Origin of the sequence: Streptomyces sp. NPDC088810 (assembly GCF_044750305.1) — a bacterium.
Classification (GTDB): Bacteria; Actinomycetota; Actinomycetes; order Streptomycetales; family Streptomycetaceae; genus Streptomyces.
Genome location: NZ_JBIVJQ010000003.1, coordinates 658,954 through 672,656, shown reverse-complemented (window position 1 = coordinate 672,656; position 13,703 = coordinate 658,954). Strand labels below are relative to the sequence as shown.

Here is a 13,703-nt window from a genome sequence, read left to right as displayed (position 1 = left end):
GCCCTCGTGGGCCTCCCGGCCCTAGCGTGAGAGCACCGGCGGGGAGCCGTCGGGTTCCGCATCGCGAAGGAGTGAGCACCATGACCGCCGGCCTGCAGACGATCATCTACCCGGTGAAGGACCTGGCGCGCGCCAAGGCCGTGTTCGGCGCGCTGCTGGGCGTCGAGCCGTACGCGGACGAGCCGTACTACGTCGGTTTCAAGGCCGCCGGCCAGGACGTCGGCCTCGACCCGAACGGGCACGCCAAGGGCATGACGGGGCCGGTGCCGTACTGGCACGTGACGGATCTGCGGGAGCGGCTCGCGGCGCTGCTCGCGGCGGGGGCCGAGCTGCTCCAGGACGCGCAGGACGTCGGCGGCGGCCGGCTGATCGCCTCCGTGAAGGACCCCGACGGCAACCTCGTGGGGCTGCTGCAGGACCCGTCGGCCTGAGGCCCGTGCGACCGTCCGCCGGGCCACTAGTTGCACACTCAACGAGTGGCCTGATCGGTGCTACGGTGCCGTTATGGCAGTCACGACGGCCGACACCCGGCTCGAAGAGCGCTGGCGGGACATCCTCACGGTGCACGCGCACACGATGTGCGAGATCGACCGGGCCCTGCATCCGCACGGGCTCGGCGCCAGCGACTTCGAGGTGCTGGACATCCTGGCGGCGGAGTCGCCCGAGCAGGGTGACCAGTGCCGGGTGCAGAACCTGGCCGGCAGGGTCCATCTCAGCCAGAGCGCGCTGTCCCGGCTGATCGGCAGGCTGGAGAAGGACGGTCTGGTGGAGCGCTCGGTGTGCGTCGAGGACCGGCGCGGGGTGTGGGTCGCACTGACCCCCAAGGGCCGCGCCCTGCACGCCGAGGTGCTGCCGGTCCAGCGCGCGGTCCTGCGGCGCATGCTGAGCGGGCCGGCCCCGTCTCCGTCCCCCTAGAGCACCAGCTCGGTCCCGTCCGGCAGGATCTCGGCGCCGTGCTCGGTCACGCGTGCGCGTGCGGGCGAGGCGGGATCGAGGAGCGGGTTGGTGTCGGCGAGGTGGGTGTAGATCCGGCGCGGGCCGGGATGACGGGCCAGTGCCGCGAGGGACCCGCCCGGTCCGCCGACCGGGAGATGGCCCGGGGCGGCCTGCCCGGCACCGGAGCGCACCGCCCCGTCCGTCTCGTCGGCGGCGAAGCACGTGCCGTCCAGCAGCACGCAGTCGGCGCCGGCGCACAGCTCGTCCAGGACGCGGCTCCAGGCGCCGACGCAGGGCGCGTACACCAGCACGCGCCCGCTGGCCAGGTCCTCGACGCGGTACGCCGTCCACCCCGGCCCGGTGGGGTTCGTCGTACCCACCGGGTAGGCGGTCACGACGAGGCCGCCGGCCAGCACGAAGCCGCCGTCGGCCAGGCTGTCGGCCCATTCCCAGGGGGCGTGGCGGTCGAGGACGGCGCGCACCGGTGACGCGGCGTAGATCTTCAGACCCGCCGCTCCGCGCAGCTCGGCCAGACCGGTCGCATGGTCGTCCTCGGCGTCGGTGAGCAGCACGCCGCGCAGCGGGGTGTCCCGGGGGCCGGGCCACAGGGCCGGGGTGGCGGCGAACTGCGCCCGCAGGTCGGGCGAGGCGTTGAGCAGCCACCAGTCGCGGCCGTTGCCGGTGACGGCGGCGCACTCCCGGGTCCGGGCGGGCAGTCTGCCGTCGCGGGCGGCGGTGCAGAGCGCGCAGGCGCAGTTCCACCGCGGGAAGCCGCCCCCGGCGGCGGTGCCCAGCAGGACGACCCTCACGACCATCGGCTCCTTCGCGCTCGCCCGGACCTGTCTCCCGCTGGGATCTGCCCGCCGCGACGGCCGGTGACCACCGGCGGCGGGGGGCAGATCCGGCCGTCCTTCCGGCGGGAGGGCCCGGGCGGCACGCGGGCGCGGGTGGTGCGTGGTCGCTCGCCGGGCGGGTCAGCGGGCCAGCAAGGTGCGCACTCCCTGCGAGGTGAGGGTCAGCGCGTGGGCGGAGCTGCCGTCGATGGCGAGGGAGAGGTCCTCCGCGGGCCACTGCTCGGCGAGCGCGGCGAGCGGGATCAGGCGGTAACGCGAGACGAACGGCAGCAGCTCGGCCATCTCGCCCTCCGAGGTGAACACCGGGACGACATGGTCGCCCCCGGGCTGTTCGAGGACGGGCAGGGCCACCGTCGTGGCGTCGGCGCCCTCGCCGTCCACCGCGTCGTCCGGTACCGGGACGAGTACGTCACTGTGGGCGAGGGTGTCCAGGGCGGCCTGGTCCTCGGCGTTCTCGGCCAGCGCGTCCAGTGCCTGCTGGGCGGGCGTCGGCTGGGCCTCGTGTGCGGGTGTCTCCATGGCTGATCCCCAGGTTGCGGTGGTCGTACGGGCCGCCCGGGCGGGCTGGTGCCCGGGCGGGCTCCCGCCTCGCGTACCCGGTGGGGTGCCGGGCATGCGTGACGATGGGCGGGAGGTCCGGTGGGGAGGCGGTGCCCGCGGCGGAGGCCGGCGCCGTGATCAGGCCGCGCCCGTCCGTGCCGGCTCAGCCGACGGTGAGGGTCAGTTCGACGTGGTCGGGGTCGAGGAGGCAGACCACGTGCTCGACGAAGGAACCGTCGGCGGCCCGGCCGGTGCGCGTGGCGGTGAGGAACCACTCCCCCGGCGCGCGCCGCAGCAGCTCGGCCTCCCGGGCGTCGATCCGGCGCCCGGAGATCCGCTGCTCGCCGTGGTCGGGCCGCAGCCCGGCCCGCCGCAGCACCTCGGTGAGCGGCTCCCGGCCGAGGCCCCGGGCGGGCAGCTCACGGATCCCCGGCACGGGCGGCAGGAAGCACCGCTCGTACGACAGTACGGTCCCGTCCGCGACCAGTTCCCGGGTCCGCTCGACGCACACGAATGTGTCCTTCTCCAGGCCGAGTCCGGCGGCCAGCGCGCTGTCGCGGGTCTCGCGGACGTCGAGGGTCCGCACGGTGCTGTCCCCGTCCCGCGGGGCCACGGGCCGGGCCCAGCCGAGCCGGTCGTCCGGTGGGCGGCCGTCGAACAGGACGTAGGAGCCCTTGCCGGTGCGGGTGGTGATCAGGCCCTGCTCGGTCAGTTCGGCGAGTGCCGCGCGCACGGTCGTACGGCTGACGCCGAAACGCTGGGCGAGGGCGTGTTCGCCGGGCAGCCGCTCGCCGGCCGGGCGGCTGCCGGCGCGGATCTCCCGGGCGAGAACCCGGCTGATCCGCTGGTGCTTGAGCGGGACGCCGGTCACGGCTCGGCCTCCGCGAGCAGGTCGGCGAGGGTGGTGACCCGGATCAGCGGCCGGTACAGCTCCATGACCTGCAGGGCCCTGAGATGGGAGTCGTCGTCCGCTCCGGCGCAGGCGTCCGCCACGACCAGCACCTCGGCGCCGGCGTCCGCGGCGGCCAGGGCGGTGGACAGCACACAGCAGTCGGTGCTGACGTCGGCCAGGACAAGCCGGCCGTCCGGGCCGACCCGGGCGGCGAGTTCCGGGTTCCACTTGCCGAAGGTGGTGGTGTCCACGACATGGTCCGCGAGCGTGGCGAAGTCGTCCGTCAGTGACCAGAGGTCCGCGTCCGGCGGCCGGCGGGCGAAGGGCCACTGCGCGTAGTAGGCGCGCCAGGCGCCGGCCGGCTGCTCGGGGGCCAGGAAACGGGTGAAGGTGACACGGCCGGCGAAGGCCGGCAGCAGGGCGCGTACGCCCGCCGCCGCGTCGGCGTAGCGGGGGGCGGCCCAGGGGCTCGCCGGGTCGGCGAAGACGCGCTGCATGTCGATGACGGTGAGATGTCCGCTACTCATGAGCGGGGCACCCCCTCCTGGACGGCGTGGCCGGCGGTGCTCACGGGTTCAGCACCCCCTCGTCGAGCGCCGGGCTCGGCTCCTGGGCCTCCTGGGATCGCACCCGGCCCGGGCCCGGCAGCAGCGTGCCGAGGAAGGCGAGCGCCAGGGCGGCCAGGACGCCCAGGTTGGCGTAGGCCCAGGCGCCGGTCTTGCCGCCGAGTCCGAACGGCTCCAGCAGGTAGCCCTGCCAGGTCAGCCAGCTCGCGGCGGTGTTGGTGACCAGGCCCCAGCCGACGGCGGTGGCGGCGAGGGTGAGGAACAGCGGGAGGAGGGGGACGTCGCCGTAGCGGCCGTGCGGGCGGAACAGGTCGCCCTCGTCGTAGTCGCGGCGGCGCAGCGCCAGGTCGGCGAGCATGACACCGGCCCAGGCGGCGATGGGCACACCGAGTGTGGTGAGGAAACCCATGAACTGGCCGAGGAAGTTGTCGGCGAAGAACACGATGTAGACGGCGCCGGCGATCATCAACACCCCGTCGAAGAGCGCGGCCAGGTAGCGGGGCACGCGCAGGCCGGCCGAGAGCAGGGCCAGGCCGGAGGAGTAGATGTCGAGGACGGCACCGCCGACCAGGCCGAGGACGGCGACGACGGCGAACGGCACCAGGAACCAGGTCGGCAGCAGGGTGGTCAGCGCGCCGATCGGGTCGGCCGCGATCCCCTTGCTCAGCCGGTCGGAGGAGCCGGCCAGCAGCAGGCCGAAGAGCAGCAGGACGAGCGGGGCCAGGGAGGCGCCGAAGGCGGTCCAGCCGATCACTCCCCGGCTGGAGGAGCCGCGGGGCAGGTAGCGGGAGTAGTCGGCGGCGGCGTTGACCCAGCCGAGGCCGAAGCCGGTCATCATGAACACCAGCGCGCCGATGAACTCCTGTGCCGAGCCCGCCGGGAGGGCATCGACCGCGCTCCAGTGGACGTGGTCGGCGACGAGGGCGATGTAGACGATCGTGAGGATGCCCGTGATCAAGGTGATCCAGGTCTGCAGCCGCATGATGAGGTCGAAGCCCATGACCCCGCCGACGACGGTCAGCGCGGCCACCACCATGAGGGCGACGACCTTGGTCTCCGTGCCGCCGCCCCAGCCGAGGCTGCTGAAGACGGTCGCGGTGGCCATCGTGGCGAGCGCGGTCAGGACGGTCTCCCAGCCGACGGTGAGCATCCAGGAGACGACGGACGGCAGCCGGTTGCCGCGCACGCCGTAGGCGGCCCGGCTGAGCACCATGGTGGGTGCCGAGCCGCGCTTCCCGGCGACCGCTATGAAGCCGCACAGCAGGAACGAGACGGCGATGCCGAGCACACCGGCGGCGAGGGCCTGCCAGAAGGAGATGCCGAAGCCCAGGGCGAAGGCGCCGTAGCTGATCCCGAGCACGGAGACGTTGGCCCCGAACCAGGGCCAGAACAGGGAGCGCGGGGTGCCCCGGCGCTCCGCGTCCGCGATCACGTCGAGCCCGTGCGCCTCCACCTGGAGGGGGCGGCCGGCGGATCCGCGGTCGAGAGGGTCGTGCGGATGCGTCATCGCCGAGGCCACCTGCCCTACCTGTCCAGACGTGTCCAGTTCACGCTAGGTCCGGCCCCAGGGGCCGTCAAGGCGGGCCGGTCCGGCCGGTCAGCGGTCGAACTCCTCGTGGATCGGGGTCTTCGGCTCCTCCCACAGATGCTGGGCGAATCCCGGCTTGCCGCCGCGCCGAACCTGTTGCCCCCGCTGTGCGGCGGTGCGACCGGGGTCCGGGTCCACGCGGACCGAGCGGGCCACGTCGTCGCGGCCGGTGTACTCCTCGGCGGGCATGCCGCGCAGGGCCTTGACGACACCCTCGGAGGCCCCCGCCTGCCGGGCGGCCTCGACCAGGCGATCCTTGCCGGCCGGATAGGCCACGCCCTCCAGCGCGCCCAGCACCTCGGCGACGCTGGTGTGTGCCGTGCTCATTCCGCTTCCTTATGTGTCGTCCTCGGCGGCGTTCTCGTCCGCGTCCTCGTCGGCGGGATCGGGGCCTTCCGCCTGTGACGGGGTGGTGCGCGGCGGCTGCTGCGCCTCTGGGGCGGCCTCCTCCGGCTCGCCCTCGGCCTGGGAAGGGGTGTTCTCGCTCATTGGAGCCTCTCGGGTCGTCTCGGGTCGTCTCGCACGCGTGGCGCGCCTGCTGTCCGAAGCCCCCGAGTACCCGTGCGTCCCGGGACCCATCACCTGGCGGAATTCCTGAATCCGCTTCCGTGGAAGGGGTACCTGACCAGTCCGGCGCAGCATGCGGCGTCGGCCCGATGATCCTGAACCAACTCACCGCCTGGAGGAGCCATGGCGGGTATCACCCCACCTGATCTGCAGAAAGCCCTGTCCGGCGCGGAGTACCCGGCCAGTTCCGATCAGCTTCGGAAGGTCGCCGAGAACAACCACGCGCCCAAGGAGGTCACCGAACGGATCTCCCACCTCGGGAAGAAGGAGTTCCAGAACCCCGCCGAGGTCAGCAAGGCCGTCTTCCAGAACGAGTGACGGCGACCGGACACGGGTGTGCGGCGGCCGGGCCATCGGCCCGGCCGCCGCGCCACGCACGGATCACCCGGCAGCGGACCGGCCACTGACCGCACGGGGGGGCAGGGGGAAGGGGCAGCCGGCCACGTCCGCCCGTGGGAAGGTGGGCCCGCTTGAACTCGATGTACGACGGGCCCAGTCGGAGCGGCTTGTCGACGACCAGGTCGGCGACGACCGCGCCGATCCAGGCGACGGCAACGCTGGCCCACCAACGCCCGCTGTTCTCCGGGGTGTTGTCGGGTATGAAGCGCAGGTAGTCGACCTGCTCCCCGATCTGCGCGATGAGTGACAGCGCGACGCCCGCGCCCGCCCCCACGCCGAGCATGACGACGAGCGGCAGGATGTTCCGCGTCCGGCCGCGGTACGCACGACCACCGGGCGGGGCCGGTGGCGCGTGGGTGTCGACGATCTCCGTCACGGCACCCCCCTCGAAAACCCCGGGTCCCGCCGAGAGGTGACATCCGTCACAGCGGCGACGGCGACTAAGCGGGCCGGATAGTAGACACCGCTCCGGCGACATATGGGATTTGTCCGTCTTGCCGTGCGCGCGAACCGCCTTCCGAGCTGCGGCACACCCGTCCCTGCGCACCGCACCGCATTCGACACCACCAGCGCGTTTATGACGGCCCGACAGCGTCGCGCAAACATCGCGGTCGCGAAGTCGGCATCTCCCTGCTCGTCTGACAAGGGGCGCACATCCCTACGAGGCGAGGTAGTAGAAGGGCCCTTTGCGCCTGCTGTGCAGCCGTCCCAACAATGAGCGCTCGGCGATCACCGAGTGAGGTTGACGTATGGGCCAGCACCGCAAAACGAAGCACTACCGGCGAATAGTCATCGCTGCCGCCGCAGTCGGCGCCGTGGGCGTGCCGTCCGTCGCCCTGGCCTGCACCGAGTGGCCGTACGGCACGGACGACCCGGCGCAGACCGTCGCGACGACCGAGCCCGCGGGACAGTGGCAGTACACCCCGGGGCATTACCAGAGCAACGGTGAGGACACCGGCGCGCCCCTGGCCACCGTGCCGCCCGCGCCCTGGGCCACGGCATCCCCGAGCGCCCGGCCGAGTGTCCGCGTGACCGTGCGTCCGCACGCGAAGCACGCGAAGAAGCACGCGAAGAAGAAGGCCACGGCCCACAGGCCCCGGCAGACCGCAGTGCCCGGCACCCCCCGGGCCACCGCTCCCGCGTCCGCGGCCCCCGCCGCGCCCAGCACCCCGAAGCCGACGGCCACCGCGTCCGGGGTCACCGCCGAGATCCTGCGGCTGGTGAACGCCGAGCGGGGCAAGGCCGGTTGCCAGGCGCTGACCCTCAACTCGGTGCTGACCAAGGCCGCGCAGGCGCACAGCGAGGACATGGCGGCCCACCAGAACATGTCGCACACCGGATCCGACGGCTCCTCCCCCGGCGACCGCATCACCCGCGCCGGCTACGTCTGGAGCAGCTACGGGGAGAACGTCGCCTACGGGTACAGCACGGCCGAGCAGGTCATGGCGGCCTGGATGTCCAGCCCGGGCCACCGGGCCAACATCCTGAACTGCGGTTTCAAGGAGATCGGCGTCGGTCTCGCCCAGCCCGGCAGCTACTGGACTCAGGACTTCGGCACGGCTCGCTGAGCAGCGGCGGCCGGCGCCTCGGCCCGGCCGCCGGGGCCCGCTGGTTCGGGCAGGGCGCGGAACAGCAGCCAGCTGAGCGCCGGCATCAGGACCAGCGGGGCCAGGGCGGTCCGCAGGGACGTCGCGTCGGCCACCCGGCCGATGAGGGGGCTCGCCAGTCCGCCGACGCTGACGGTCAGGCCCAGGGTGACGCCGGCGGCGGTGCCGACCCGGGTGGGCAGGTAGTCCTGGCCCAGGGTGACCTGGAGGGAGAACGGCACGTACAGCCCGGCGGAGGTCAGGGCCACGCACAGGTACAGGGCGGGGCCCGGGACGAACACGACACCGGCGACCGCCGCGACCGACAGCAGGTACGACCAGCGGCACACCGTCACCCGCTCCCAGCGTCCGGCCAGCCGACCGCCCAGCACGGAACCGACCGCACCGCCCAGGTAGAGCACGAACAGCGCCGCCGTACCGGCGGCCGTACTGCCGCCCAGGCGCTGTGCCGCGTACAGCGACAGGAAGCTGCTCAGCCCGGTGAACACGACCGAGCGGCACACCACGGCCAGGGACAGCTTCAGGAAGGACGCCCGGTCGTCGGCGCCGGCCGCCGGTGCCGTACCGGTGAGGTGCCGCCGCCCCGGTGCGCGCAGAGCGGTCAGGTTCAGCGCCGCGCCGACGAGCGCCGGCAGCACCAGCAGCGGGGTCCAGCGCAGTCCGCCCGTGCCCACGACGGCCGTGACCAGCAGTGGGGCCAGGGCGAAACCCGCATTGCCGCCCAGCGAGAACCAGCCCATGGCGCTGTGGCTGCCCTCGCCTGCCAGCCGGGCGACCCGGGCGGACTCGGGATGGTAGGCGGCCACGCCGGCCCCGGACACCGCCACGCACAGCAGCGTCAGCACGTACGAGTCGCCGGTGCCGCTCAGCGCGATGCCCAGGCCGGCCAGGAGCGTGCCGGCCGGCAACAGCCAGGGCGCGGGGCGGCGGTCGGTGAGCGCGCCGAACAGCGGCTGGGCCACCGACGACAGCAGGGCGGCGGCCAGGACGACGCCCGAGGCCGCCGCGTAGCCGTAGGCGCGCTCGGCGACGAGGAACGGGATCAGGGACGCCACGGCTCCCTGGTAGACGTCGACGCAGGCGTGCCCGACGGACAGCAGGGTGATCGATGCCTTGCTTCGCACCCGGTCATGCTCCGGCCCCGCCGGGCTGTCGCGCTTTCGATAATCTGCCAGGTGATGACGGAGATCCGCCATGACCCGGTGGCCCCCACCCGCACCCAGTGGCTCGCGTCCGGCGCGGCGATAGCCGCCCACCGGCACGACGACCACCAGATCGTCTACGCGGGCCGGGGCGTGCTGGCCGTGACCACCGACGCGGGTTCCTGGGTCGCCCCGGCCACCCGCGCCCTCTGGGTGCCGGCCGGCACCGTGCACGCCCACCAGGCGCACGGCGCGCTCGAACTGCATCTGGTGGGACTGCCCGCCGACGAGAACCCGCTCGGTCTGGACACGCCGACCGTGCTCGCCGTGAGCCCGCTGCTGCGCGAACTGATCGTCGCCCACACCCGCGGCCCCCAGGACGGCAGCCCCGAACGGGCGCGTCTGCGCGCGGTGTTGCTCGACCAGCTGCGCGCCTCGCCCCAGCAGCCGCTGCACCTGCCGACGCCCGGCTCACCGGTGCTGCGGGCGCTGTGCGACATCCTGCGCGCCGATCCCGCCGACGGCCGCACGCTGGCGGAGCTGGGCCGGGAGGTCGGGGCGAGCGACCGTACCCTGTCCCGGCTGTTCCGCCGGGACCTCGGGATGACGTTCCCGCAGTGGCGCACCCAGCTGCGGCTGCACCACGCGCTGGTCCTGCTGGCCGAGAGGACGCCGGTGACCACGGTGGCGCACCGCTGCGGCTGGTCCTCGGCCAGCGCGTTCATCGACGTCTTCCGGCGCACCTTCGGGCACACGCCGGGCAGCGGCTCATAGCTTGGCGCCGAAGGCCTGGGTCCACCACGGGCCGCCGGAGCCGTCGTGGACGCCCACGCCGATGTTCTTGAACGAGCAGTTGAGGATGTTGGCGCGGTGGCCCGGGCTGTTCATCCAGGAGTCCATCACCGCCTGCGGGGTCTGCTGGCCCCTCGCGATGTTCTCGCCGTACGTGGACCAGCGGTAGCCGGCCGCGGTGATGCGCTCGCCGGGGCCCGCGCCGTCCGGGTTGGTGTGGTCGAAGAAGTTGCGCGCGGCCATGTCGTCGGAGTGGCCCTGGGCGGCCTTGTCGAGTTGCGGGTCCTCGGTGACCGGGCCGCACCCGGCGGTCGCCCGCTCCTTGTTCACCAGCGCGACCACCTGCGCCACCGTGCCCGCGGGCGCCGGCTGGGCCTGCGGGCTCCGGGGGGCGGGCGGGGTCGTGGGCGCGGCCGGCGCGGCCTTCGGCGTGCCGCTCTTGCGCGTGGGCCGGGGGCTCTTGGAGGGGCTCGGCTTCTTCGCGTGCGACGGGGACGGCGACGCGGACGGCGAGGGCGACGCCGAGGTCTGGACGGCGCTGGGTTCCGCGAGGTCCACGGCGGGAGCGCCGGCGGTCCGCGCGGCGGTCGCCTCCCTGCTCTGCGGTCGTCCGGAGTCGGTGCCGAAGTACCAGAGGCCGCCGCCCGCGACACAGGCGGCCACCACGGCACCGCCGACGGCCCGGCGCCGTACCCGCCGCCGTCGCCGGGCCTCACCGCGGCCGGTCGTACGACGGCGGGAGGCGTGGAGCCCGGCCGGGTCACCGGAGCCGCCGCCGGCGGCGCCGTGTTCGGCTCCGGCAGCTTCCTGGCCGGTGACGACGGCACCCGGGGCTTCGCCGTGGACCGGCGCGGGTGCGGCGGAGCCGGTCGCGGTCATGCCGGTCACGGCGGACCGGGTCGTCGTGAGCAGCGCCGAGGACACCGCGACCAGGGCCAGTCCGGCCAGCAGGCCCTCGGCGGGCAGCAGACCGCTCCACAGGCCGCCGCAGCGCGCGCACTCGCGGGCGTGCCGGGCTATTCGCTTGCGCCAGAGGGCGGAGGGCAGGCCGTCCCAGGCGGCCAGCACCCCGTGCAGCTCGGTGCAGGCGGGCCGGGTGTCGAGCGCCCGTACCACCACCCGGGCCGCCTCCAGCCGCGCCTTCATCCGCTGCACCCGTACCGCGGTGTGCTGCGGCGACACCGCGAGGGCCGCGGCGACCTCGGCCCGGGTCAGCTCACCGGCGCACTCCAGCCACCACAGCGACAGCACCTCCCGGTCGTCCGGCTCCAGCCAGCGGGTGGCGCGTGCGGTCTCCTGGCGCTGGCCGGACAGCTGGAGGCGGACGATGGTCAGGTCCACGAAGTCGGCGCCCGGATCGGCGACGTCGGCGGCCTCCTCCACGGCGTCCGGGGCGAGCTGCCGGTCCTGCCAGTGGGCTCGGACCCGGTTCATGGCGATGGCCACGAGCCAGGAGCGGAAGCTCTCCGGGTTCCGCAGGTCACCGAGCGAGCCGAGGGCCCGGAGCATGGTCTCCTGGACCACGTCGTCGACGTCGACGGAACCGTTCAGGGCGCGGCCCACGATGTTGTACACCAACGGGAGATAGTCGCTGACCAGGGCGTCCTGGGCCGCCGGGTCCCCCGCTCGGGCGGCGGTCACCAGTGCCGCCGTGTCCACCGTGTGCTGTGTCCTCATCAGAACTTCCCTGTCCTCGACGCCGAACGATGCTGTCCGTTACCTGGGAGACCGCCGGTTGCGGTGCCGATAACAGTTCTTCGGAAAATCGTTCGACGGGAGACTCACAGCAGCGGGGCGGGGACCGCAAGGAAGAAGGTCACACCGCGGCGGATCCCGGCCGGTCCTCCTGACCGTCGCTCAGCTCGTTGGCGCGGTCGACCTCGGCCATGTGCTCCTCGGCCCAGTCCCGGACGGTGGCCAGGACGGTTTCGAGCGACAGGCCGAGGGGGGTGAGCCGGTAGTGCACGCCGGGCGGTACGGAGGGCTCCACCCGGCGGGCGACCAGGCCGTCCCGGACCAGGTTCCGCAGGGTCACGGACAGCATCTTCTGGGAGACACCGGGCATCCGGCGCAGCAGCTCGGCGAAGCGCACCTCGTCCGGGGCCGCCTCCGCGAGCACCTTCACCGCCATCGACGTCCACTTCGTGCCGATCCGGTCGAGCAGCCGGCGCGTCGGGCAGGCGGGGTCGAACAGGTCGCCGCGCACGGCGGGGGCGCCCTTGGCCTGGGAGGTCACCTGAAGCTCACCAACTCACGGGAAAGTGCGGTCTGGTGACGCGGAGTTTAGTTACCTACCGTTTCCTTGTCACCATTGGTTACCCAAGGGATCGCTCATGACCGTCCGCTCCGTCCCCGGCGTGCGCCTGCGCCGGGTCACCGTCAACGGCGTCGGGCTCAACGTCGCCACGGCCGGTCAGGGGCCTGCCGTCCTGCTGCTGCACGGCTTCCCGCACACCTGGCGGCTGTGGACCGACGTCATCGGCCCGCTGGCCCGCCGCCACCGGGTGATCGCACCGGACCTGCGGGGCTTCGGTGACAGCGACCGGCCGGCCGGCGGGTACGACGCCGGAACGCTCGCCACCGACGCCGAGGCCCTGCTGGAGGCACTCGACGCCGGCCCGGCCGCCGTGGTCGGCATCGACCTCGGCGCCCCGCCCGCGTTCCTGCTGGCCATGCGGCGGCCCGGACGGGTACGGCGGCTGGTGCTGATGGAGTCGCTGCTGGGCGACCTCCCGGGCGCCGAACAGTTCCTGGCCGGCGGGCCGCCGTGGTGGTTCGGCTTCCACGCCGAACCCGGCCTCGCGGAGACCGTGCTCGCGGGCCACGAGGGGGCGTACGTCGGCTGGTTCCTGGAGCGCGGCACCCTCGGCCGGGGTGTACGGCCGGACGTCCGGGCCGAGTTCGTCCGCGCCTACGGCGGGAGCGAGGCGCTGCGCGCCGCGTTCGGGCCGTACCGGGCCCTGCCGGTCACCGCCCGGCAGATCCGCGAGGCGGTGGCCGGCGCCCGCCTCACCGTGCCCGCGCTCACGATCGGCGCCCACCCGGCCGGCCGCGCGCTGGAACGCCAACTGCGCCCGTACGCCGATCGGTTGACCGGCCAGGTGATCCCGGACTGCGGCCACATCGTCCCGCTGGACCGCCCGGAGGCTCTGCTGGAGCTGCTGGAGCCGTTCCTCGCCGGGGACGGCCGGGGCTGACCCCGGGTCCCCGGCCCGGAACGGTCAGGCGGGCTTCACCGCCGACACCGCCGTCGCGGTGACCTTGTTGTCGCACTCGGCGAACAGGCCGTCGTCCAGGGCGACCTGGTGCTTGCCCGCCCCCGGCAGGCCGACCACCAGCGTCGGGAACACGGAGGGGGTCGCGCCGGAGACGCAGTACCCGTCCGCCTCGCCCTGCACCTGTATGAAGGTCAGCTTCAGCCACGCCTTGCCGCCCGGCGCGAGGCGCACGGTGGTCGCGGTGCCGGACGGGGTCACCTTCAGCGGGACGGACCGCTGGGGCGAGCCGTTGCCCGCCCCGGCCACCGTCGGGTGGCCGCGCAGCACGCACGCCGCGGTGGAGACGTTGGTGAACTGGACGACCGCGGCCCCGGTGCCCGTGCCCCGGGGCCGGACGGCGGCCTGGTACGCCGACGCCTCCAGCGCCTTCGCCGTACAGGCCGGTGTGGAGCCGGAGGTGGTGCGGGCGACCGGGGAGGCGGGGGCGGGCGCGGCGGACGCGGACCGGGTGGAGCCGGTGGAGCCGGTGGAGCCGGTGGAGCCGGTGGAGCCGGTGGAGCCGGTGGAGCCGGTGGAGCCGGTGGAGCCGGTGGAGCCGGTGG

General features: G+C 74.0%; 17 protein-coding genes and 1 pseudogene. 6 read left to right on the top strand and 12 right to left on the bottom strand.

Annotated elements, in window-relative coordinates:
* Positions 1-80: 80 nt before the first annotated feature.
* Together ACIP4Y_RS13895 and ACIP4Y_RS13890 are read left to right on the top strand one after the other, a co-directional pair.
* A complete protein-coding gene (locus ACIP4Y_RS13895; RefSeq protein WP_401392163.1) occupies positions 81-431 on the top strand; it encodes a VOC family protein in 351 nt (116 codons plus the stop codon).
* 73 nt (positions 432-504) lie between these two features.
* Positions 505-915, top strand: coding sequence for a MarR family winged helix-turn-helix transcriptional regulator (locus tag ACIP4Y_RS13890; RefSeq protein ID WP_401392161.1), 411 nt, complete (start codon positions 505-507; stop codon positions 913-915).
* Here the strand turns inward: ACIP4Y_RS13890 and pqqB are convergent.
* The 7 genes from pqqB to ACIP4Y_RS13855 all read right to left on the bottom strand — a co-directional run bounded on the left by pqqB (position 912) and on the right by ACIP4Y_RS13855 (position 5,865).
* Positions 912-1,751, bottom strand: a complete 840-nt coding sequence (pqqB, locus tag ACIP4Y_RS13885) for a pyrroloquinoline quinone biosynthesis protein PqqB (RefSeq protein WP_401392158.1) — start codon at positions 1,749-1,751, stop codon at positions 912-914. The two genes, ACIP4Y_RS13890 and pqqB, sit on opposite strands and share 4 nt — an antisense overlap.
* A 159-nt stretch (positions 1,752-1,910) precedes the next feature.
* A complete protein-coding gene (locus tag ACIP4Y_RS13880; RefSeq protein ID WP_358636711.1) occupies positions 1,911-2,309 on the bottom strand; it encodes an SseB family protein in 399 nt (132 codons plus the stop codon).
* 184 nt (positions 2,310-2,493) lie between these two features.
* On the bottom strand, positions 2,494-3,201 hold the full coding sequence (locus tag ACIP4Y_RS13875) for a GntR family transcriptional regulator (protein ID WP_401392155.1): 708 nt from the start codon (positions 3,199-3,201) through the stop codon (positions 2,494-2,496).
* Positions 3,198-3,749 (bottom strand): isochorismatase family protein, encoded by a 552-nt coding sequence (locus ACIP4Y_RS13870; protein WP_401392152.1) that lies wholly within the window; start codon positions 3,747-3,749, stop codon positions 3,198-3,200. Before ACIP4Y_RS13870 ends, ACIP4Y_RS13875 begins: the two co-directional genes overlap by 4 nt.
* Positions 3,750-3,789: 40 nt before the next feature.
* Positions 3,790-5,295 (bottom strand): purine-cytosine permease family protein, encoded by a 1,506-nt coding sequence (locus ACIP4Y_RS13865; protein WP_401392149.1) that lies wholly within the window; start codon positions 5,293-5,295, stop codon positions 3,790-3,792.
* 90 nt (positions 5,296-5,385) lie between these two features.
* Positions 5,386-5,703 carry a DUF2795 domain-containing protein gene (locus tag ACIP4Y_RS13860; protein ID WP_401392145.1) on the bottom strand — a complete coding sequence of 106 codons (318 nt, stop codon included), beginning with the start codon at positions 5,701-5,703 and terminating at the stop codon, positions 5,386-5,388.
* Between the two features lie 9 nt (positions 5,704-5,712).
* The gene (locus ACIP4Y_RS13855; RefSeq protein ID WP_358636720.1) at positions 5,713-5,865 is read right to left on the bottom strand and encodes a hypothetical protein; all 153 of its coding nucleotides are present in this window, start codon (positions 5,863-5,865) and stop codon (positions 5,713-5,715) included.
* A 201-nt stretch (positions 5,866-6,066) separates the two neighbouring features.
* Here ACIP4Y_RS13855 and ACIP4Y_RS13850 point away from each other — a divergent pair, with 201 nt between their 5' ends.
* Complete coding sequence (locus ACIP4Y_RS13850; RefSeq protein ID WP_358636722.1) at positions 6,067-6,261, top strand: DUF2795 domain-containing protein; 195 nt, start codon at positions 6,067-6,069, stop codon at positions 6,259-6,261.
* Positions 6,262-6,400: 139 nt separating this feature from the next.
* On the opposite strand, the pseudogene ACIP4Y_RS13845 reads toward ACIP4Y_RS13850, so the two are convergent.
* Positions 6,401-6,613, bottom strand: a pseudogene (locus ACIP4Y_RS13845) (hypothetical protein); the annotation flags it as partial.
* A gap of 478 nt (positions 6,614-7,091) precedes the next feature.
* On the opposite strand from ACIP4Y_RS13845, the gene ACIP4Y_RS13840 reads away from it, so the two are divergent.
* Complete coding sequence (locus ACIP4Y_RS13840; protein WP_401392141.1) at positions 7,092-7,910, top strand: CAP domain-containing protein; 819 nt, start codon at positions 7,092-7,094, stop codon at positions 7,908-7,910.
* Here the strand turns inward: ACIP4Y_RS13840 and ACIP4Y_RS13835 are convergent.
* Entirely contained in the window at positions 7,886-9,073 is a 1,188-nt protein-coding gene (locus tag ACIP4Y_RS13835) for an MFS transporter (RefSeq protein ID WP_401392139.1), read from the bottom strand. The genes ACIP4Y_RS13840 and ACIP4Y_RS13835 overlap by 25 nt on opposite strands.
* A gap of 54 nt (positions 9,074-9,127) precedes the next feature.
* On the opposite strand from ACIP4Y_RS13835, the gene ACIP4Y_RS13830 reads away from it, so the two are divergent.
* Positions 9,128-9,865 carry an AraC family transcriptional regulator gene (locus ACIP4Y_RS13830; protein ID WP_401392136.1) on the top strand — a complete coding sequence of 246 codons (738 nt, stop codon included), beginning with the start codon at positions 9,128-9,130 and terminating at the stop codon, positions 9,863-9,865.
* Here the strand turns inward: ACIP4Y_RS13830 and ACIP4Y_RS13825 are convergent.
* The gene (locus tag ACIP4Y_RS13825; RefSeq protein ID WP_401392134.1) at positions 9,860-11,560 is read right to left on the bottom strand and encodes a sigma-70 family RNA polymerase sigma factor; all 1,701 of its coding nucleotides are present in this window, start codon (positions 11,558-11,560) and stop codon (positions 9,860-9,862) included. The two genes, ACIP4Y_RS13830 and ACIP4Y_RS13825, sit on opposite strands and share 6 nt — an antisense overlap.
* Before the next feature lie 139 nt (positions 11,561-11,699).
* Positions 11,700-12,119, bottom strand: a complete 420-nt coding sequence (locus ACIP4Y_RS13820) for a winged helix-turn-helix transcriptional regulator (protein WP_401392131.1) — start codon at positions 12,117-12,119, stop codon at positions 11,700-11,702.
* A 97-nt stretch (positions 12,120-12,216) separates the two neighbouring features.
* On the opposite strand from ACIP4Y_RS13820, the gene ACIP4Y_RS13815 reads away from it, so the two are divergent.
* Positions 12,217-13,080, top strand: coding sequence for an alpha/beta fold hydrolase (locus tag ACIP4Y_RS13815; RefSeq protein WP_401392128.1), 864 nt, complete (start codon positions 12,217-12,219; stop codon positions 13,078-13,080).
* A gap of 24 nt (positions 13,081-13,104) precedes the next feature.
* Here the strand turns inward: ACIP4Y_RS13815 and ACIP4Y_RS13810 are convergent.
* Positions 13,105-13,703: DUF4232 domain-containing protein (locus ACIP4Y_RS13810; RefSeq protein ID WP_401392125.1), on the bottom strand; the 599-nt coding region annotated here is incomplete at its 5' end.

Excerpts from the sequence above, each read along its gene's own strand:
- ACIP4Y_RS13895 (WP_401392163.1), top strand. The coding sequence starts at position 81 with ATGACCGCCGGCCTGCAGACGATCATCTACCCGGTGAAGGACCTGGCG.
- ACIP4Y_RS13890 (WP_401392161.1), top strand. The coding sequence starts at position 505 with ATGGCAGTCACGACGGCCGACACCCGGCTCGAAGAGCGCTGGCGGGAC.
- pqqB (WP_401392158.1), bottom strand. The coding sequence starts at position 1,751 with ATGGTCGTGAGGGTCGTCCTGCTGGGCACCGCCGCCGGGGGCGGCTTC.
- ACIP4Y_RS13880 (WP_358636711.1), bottom strand. The coding sequence starts at position 2,309 with ATGGAGACACCCGCACACGAGGCCCAGCCGACGCCCGCCCAGCAGGCA.
- ACIP4Y_RS13870 (WP_401392152.1), bottom strand. The coding sequence starts at position 3,749 with ATGAGTAGCGGACATCTCACCGTCATCGACATGCAGCGCGTCTTCGCC.
- ACIP4Y_RS13865 (WP_401392149.1), bottom strand. The coding sequence starts at position 5,295 with ATGACGCATCCGCACGACCCTCTCGACCGCGGATCCGCCGGCCGCCCC.
- ACIP4Y_RS13860 (WP_401392145.1), bottom strand. The coding sequence starts at position 5,703 with ATGAGCACGGCACACACCAGCGTCGCCGAGGTGCTGGGCGCGCTGGAG.
- ACIP4Y_RS13855 (WP_358636720.1), bottom strand. The coding sequence starts at position 5,865 with ATGAGCGAGAACACCCCTTCCCAGGCCGAGGGCGAGCCGGAGGAGGCC.
- ACIP4Y_RS13850 (WP_358636722.1), top strand. The coding sequence starts at position 6,067 with ATGGCGGGTATCACCCCACCTGATCTGCAGAAAGCCCTGTCCGGCGCG.
- ACIP4Y_RS13840 (WP_401392141.1), top strand. The coding sequence starts at position 7,092 with ATGGGCCAGCACCGCAAAACGAAGCACTACCGGCGAATAGTCATCGCT.
- ACIP4Y_RS13830 (WP_401392136.1), top strand. The coding sequence starts at position 9,128 with ATGACGGAGATCCGCCATGACCCGGTGGCCCCCACCCGCACCCAGTGG.
- ACIP4Y_RS13825 (WP_401392134.1), bottom strand. The coding sequence starts at position 11,560 with ATGAGGACACAGCACACGGTGGACACGGCGGCACTGGTGACCGCCGCC.
- ACIP4Y_RS13815 (WP_401392128.1), top strand. The coding sequence starts at position 12,217 with ATGACCGTCCGCTCCGTCCCCGGCGTGCGCCTGCGCCGGGTCACCGTC.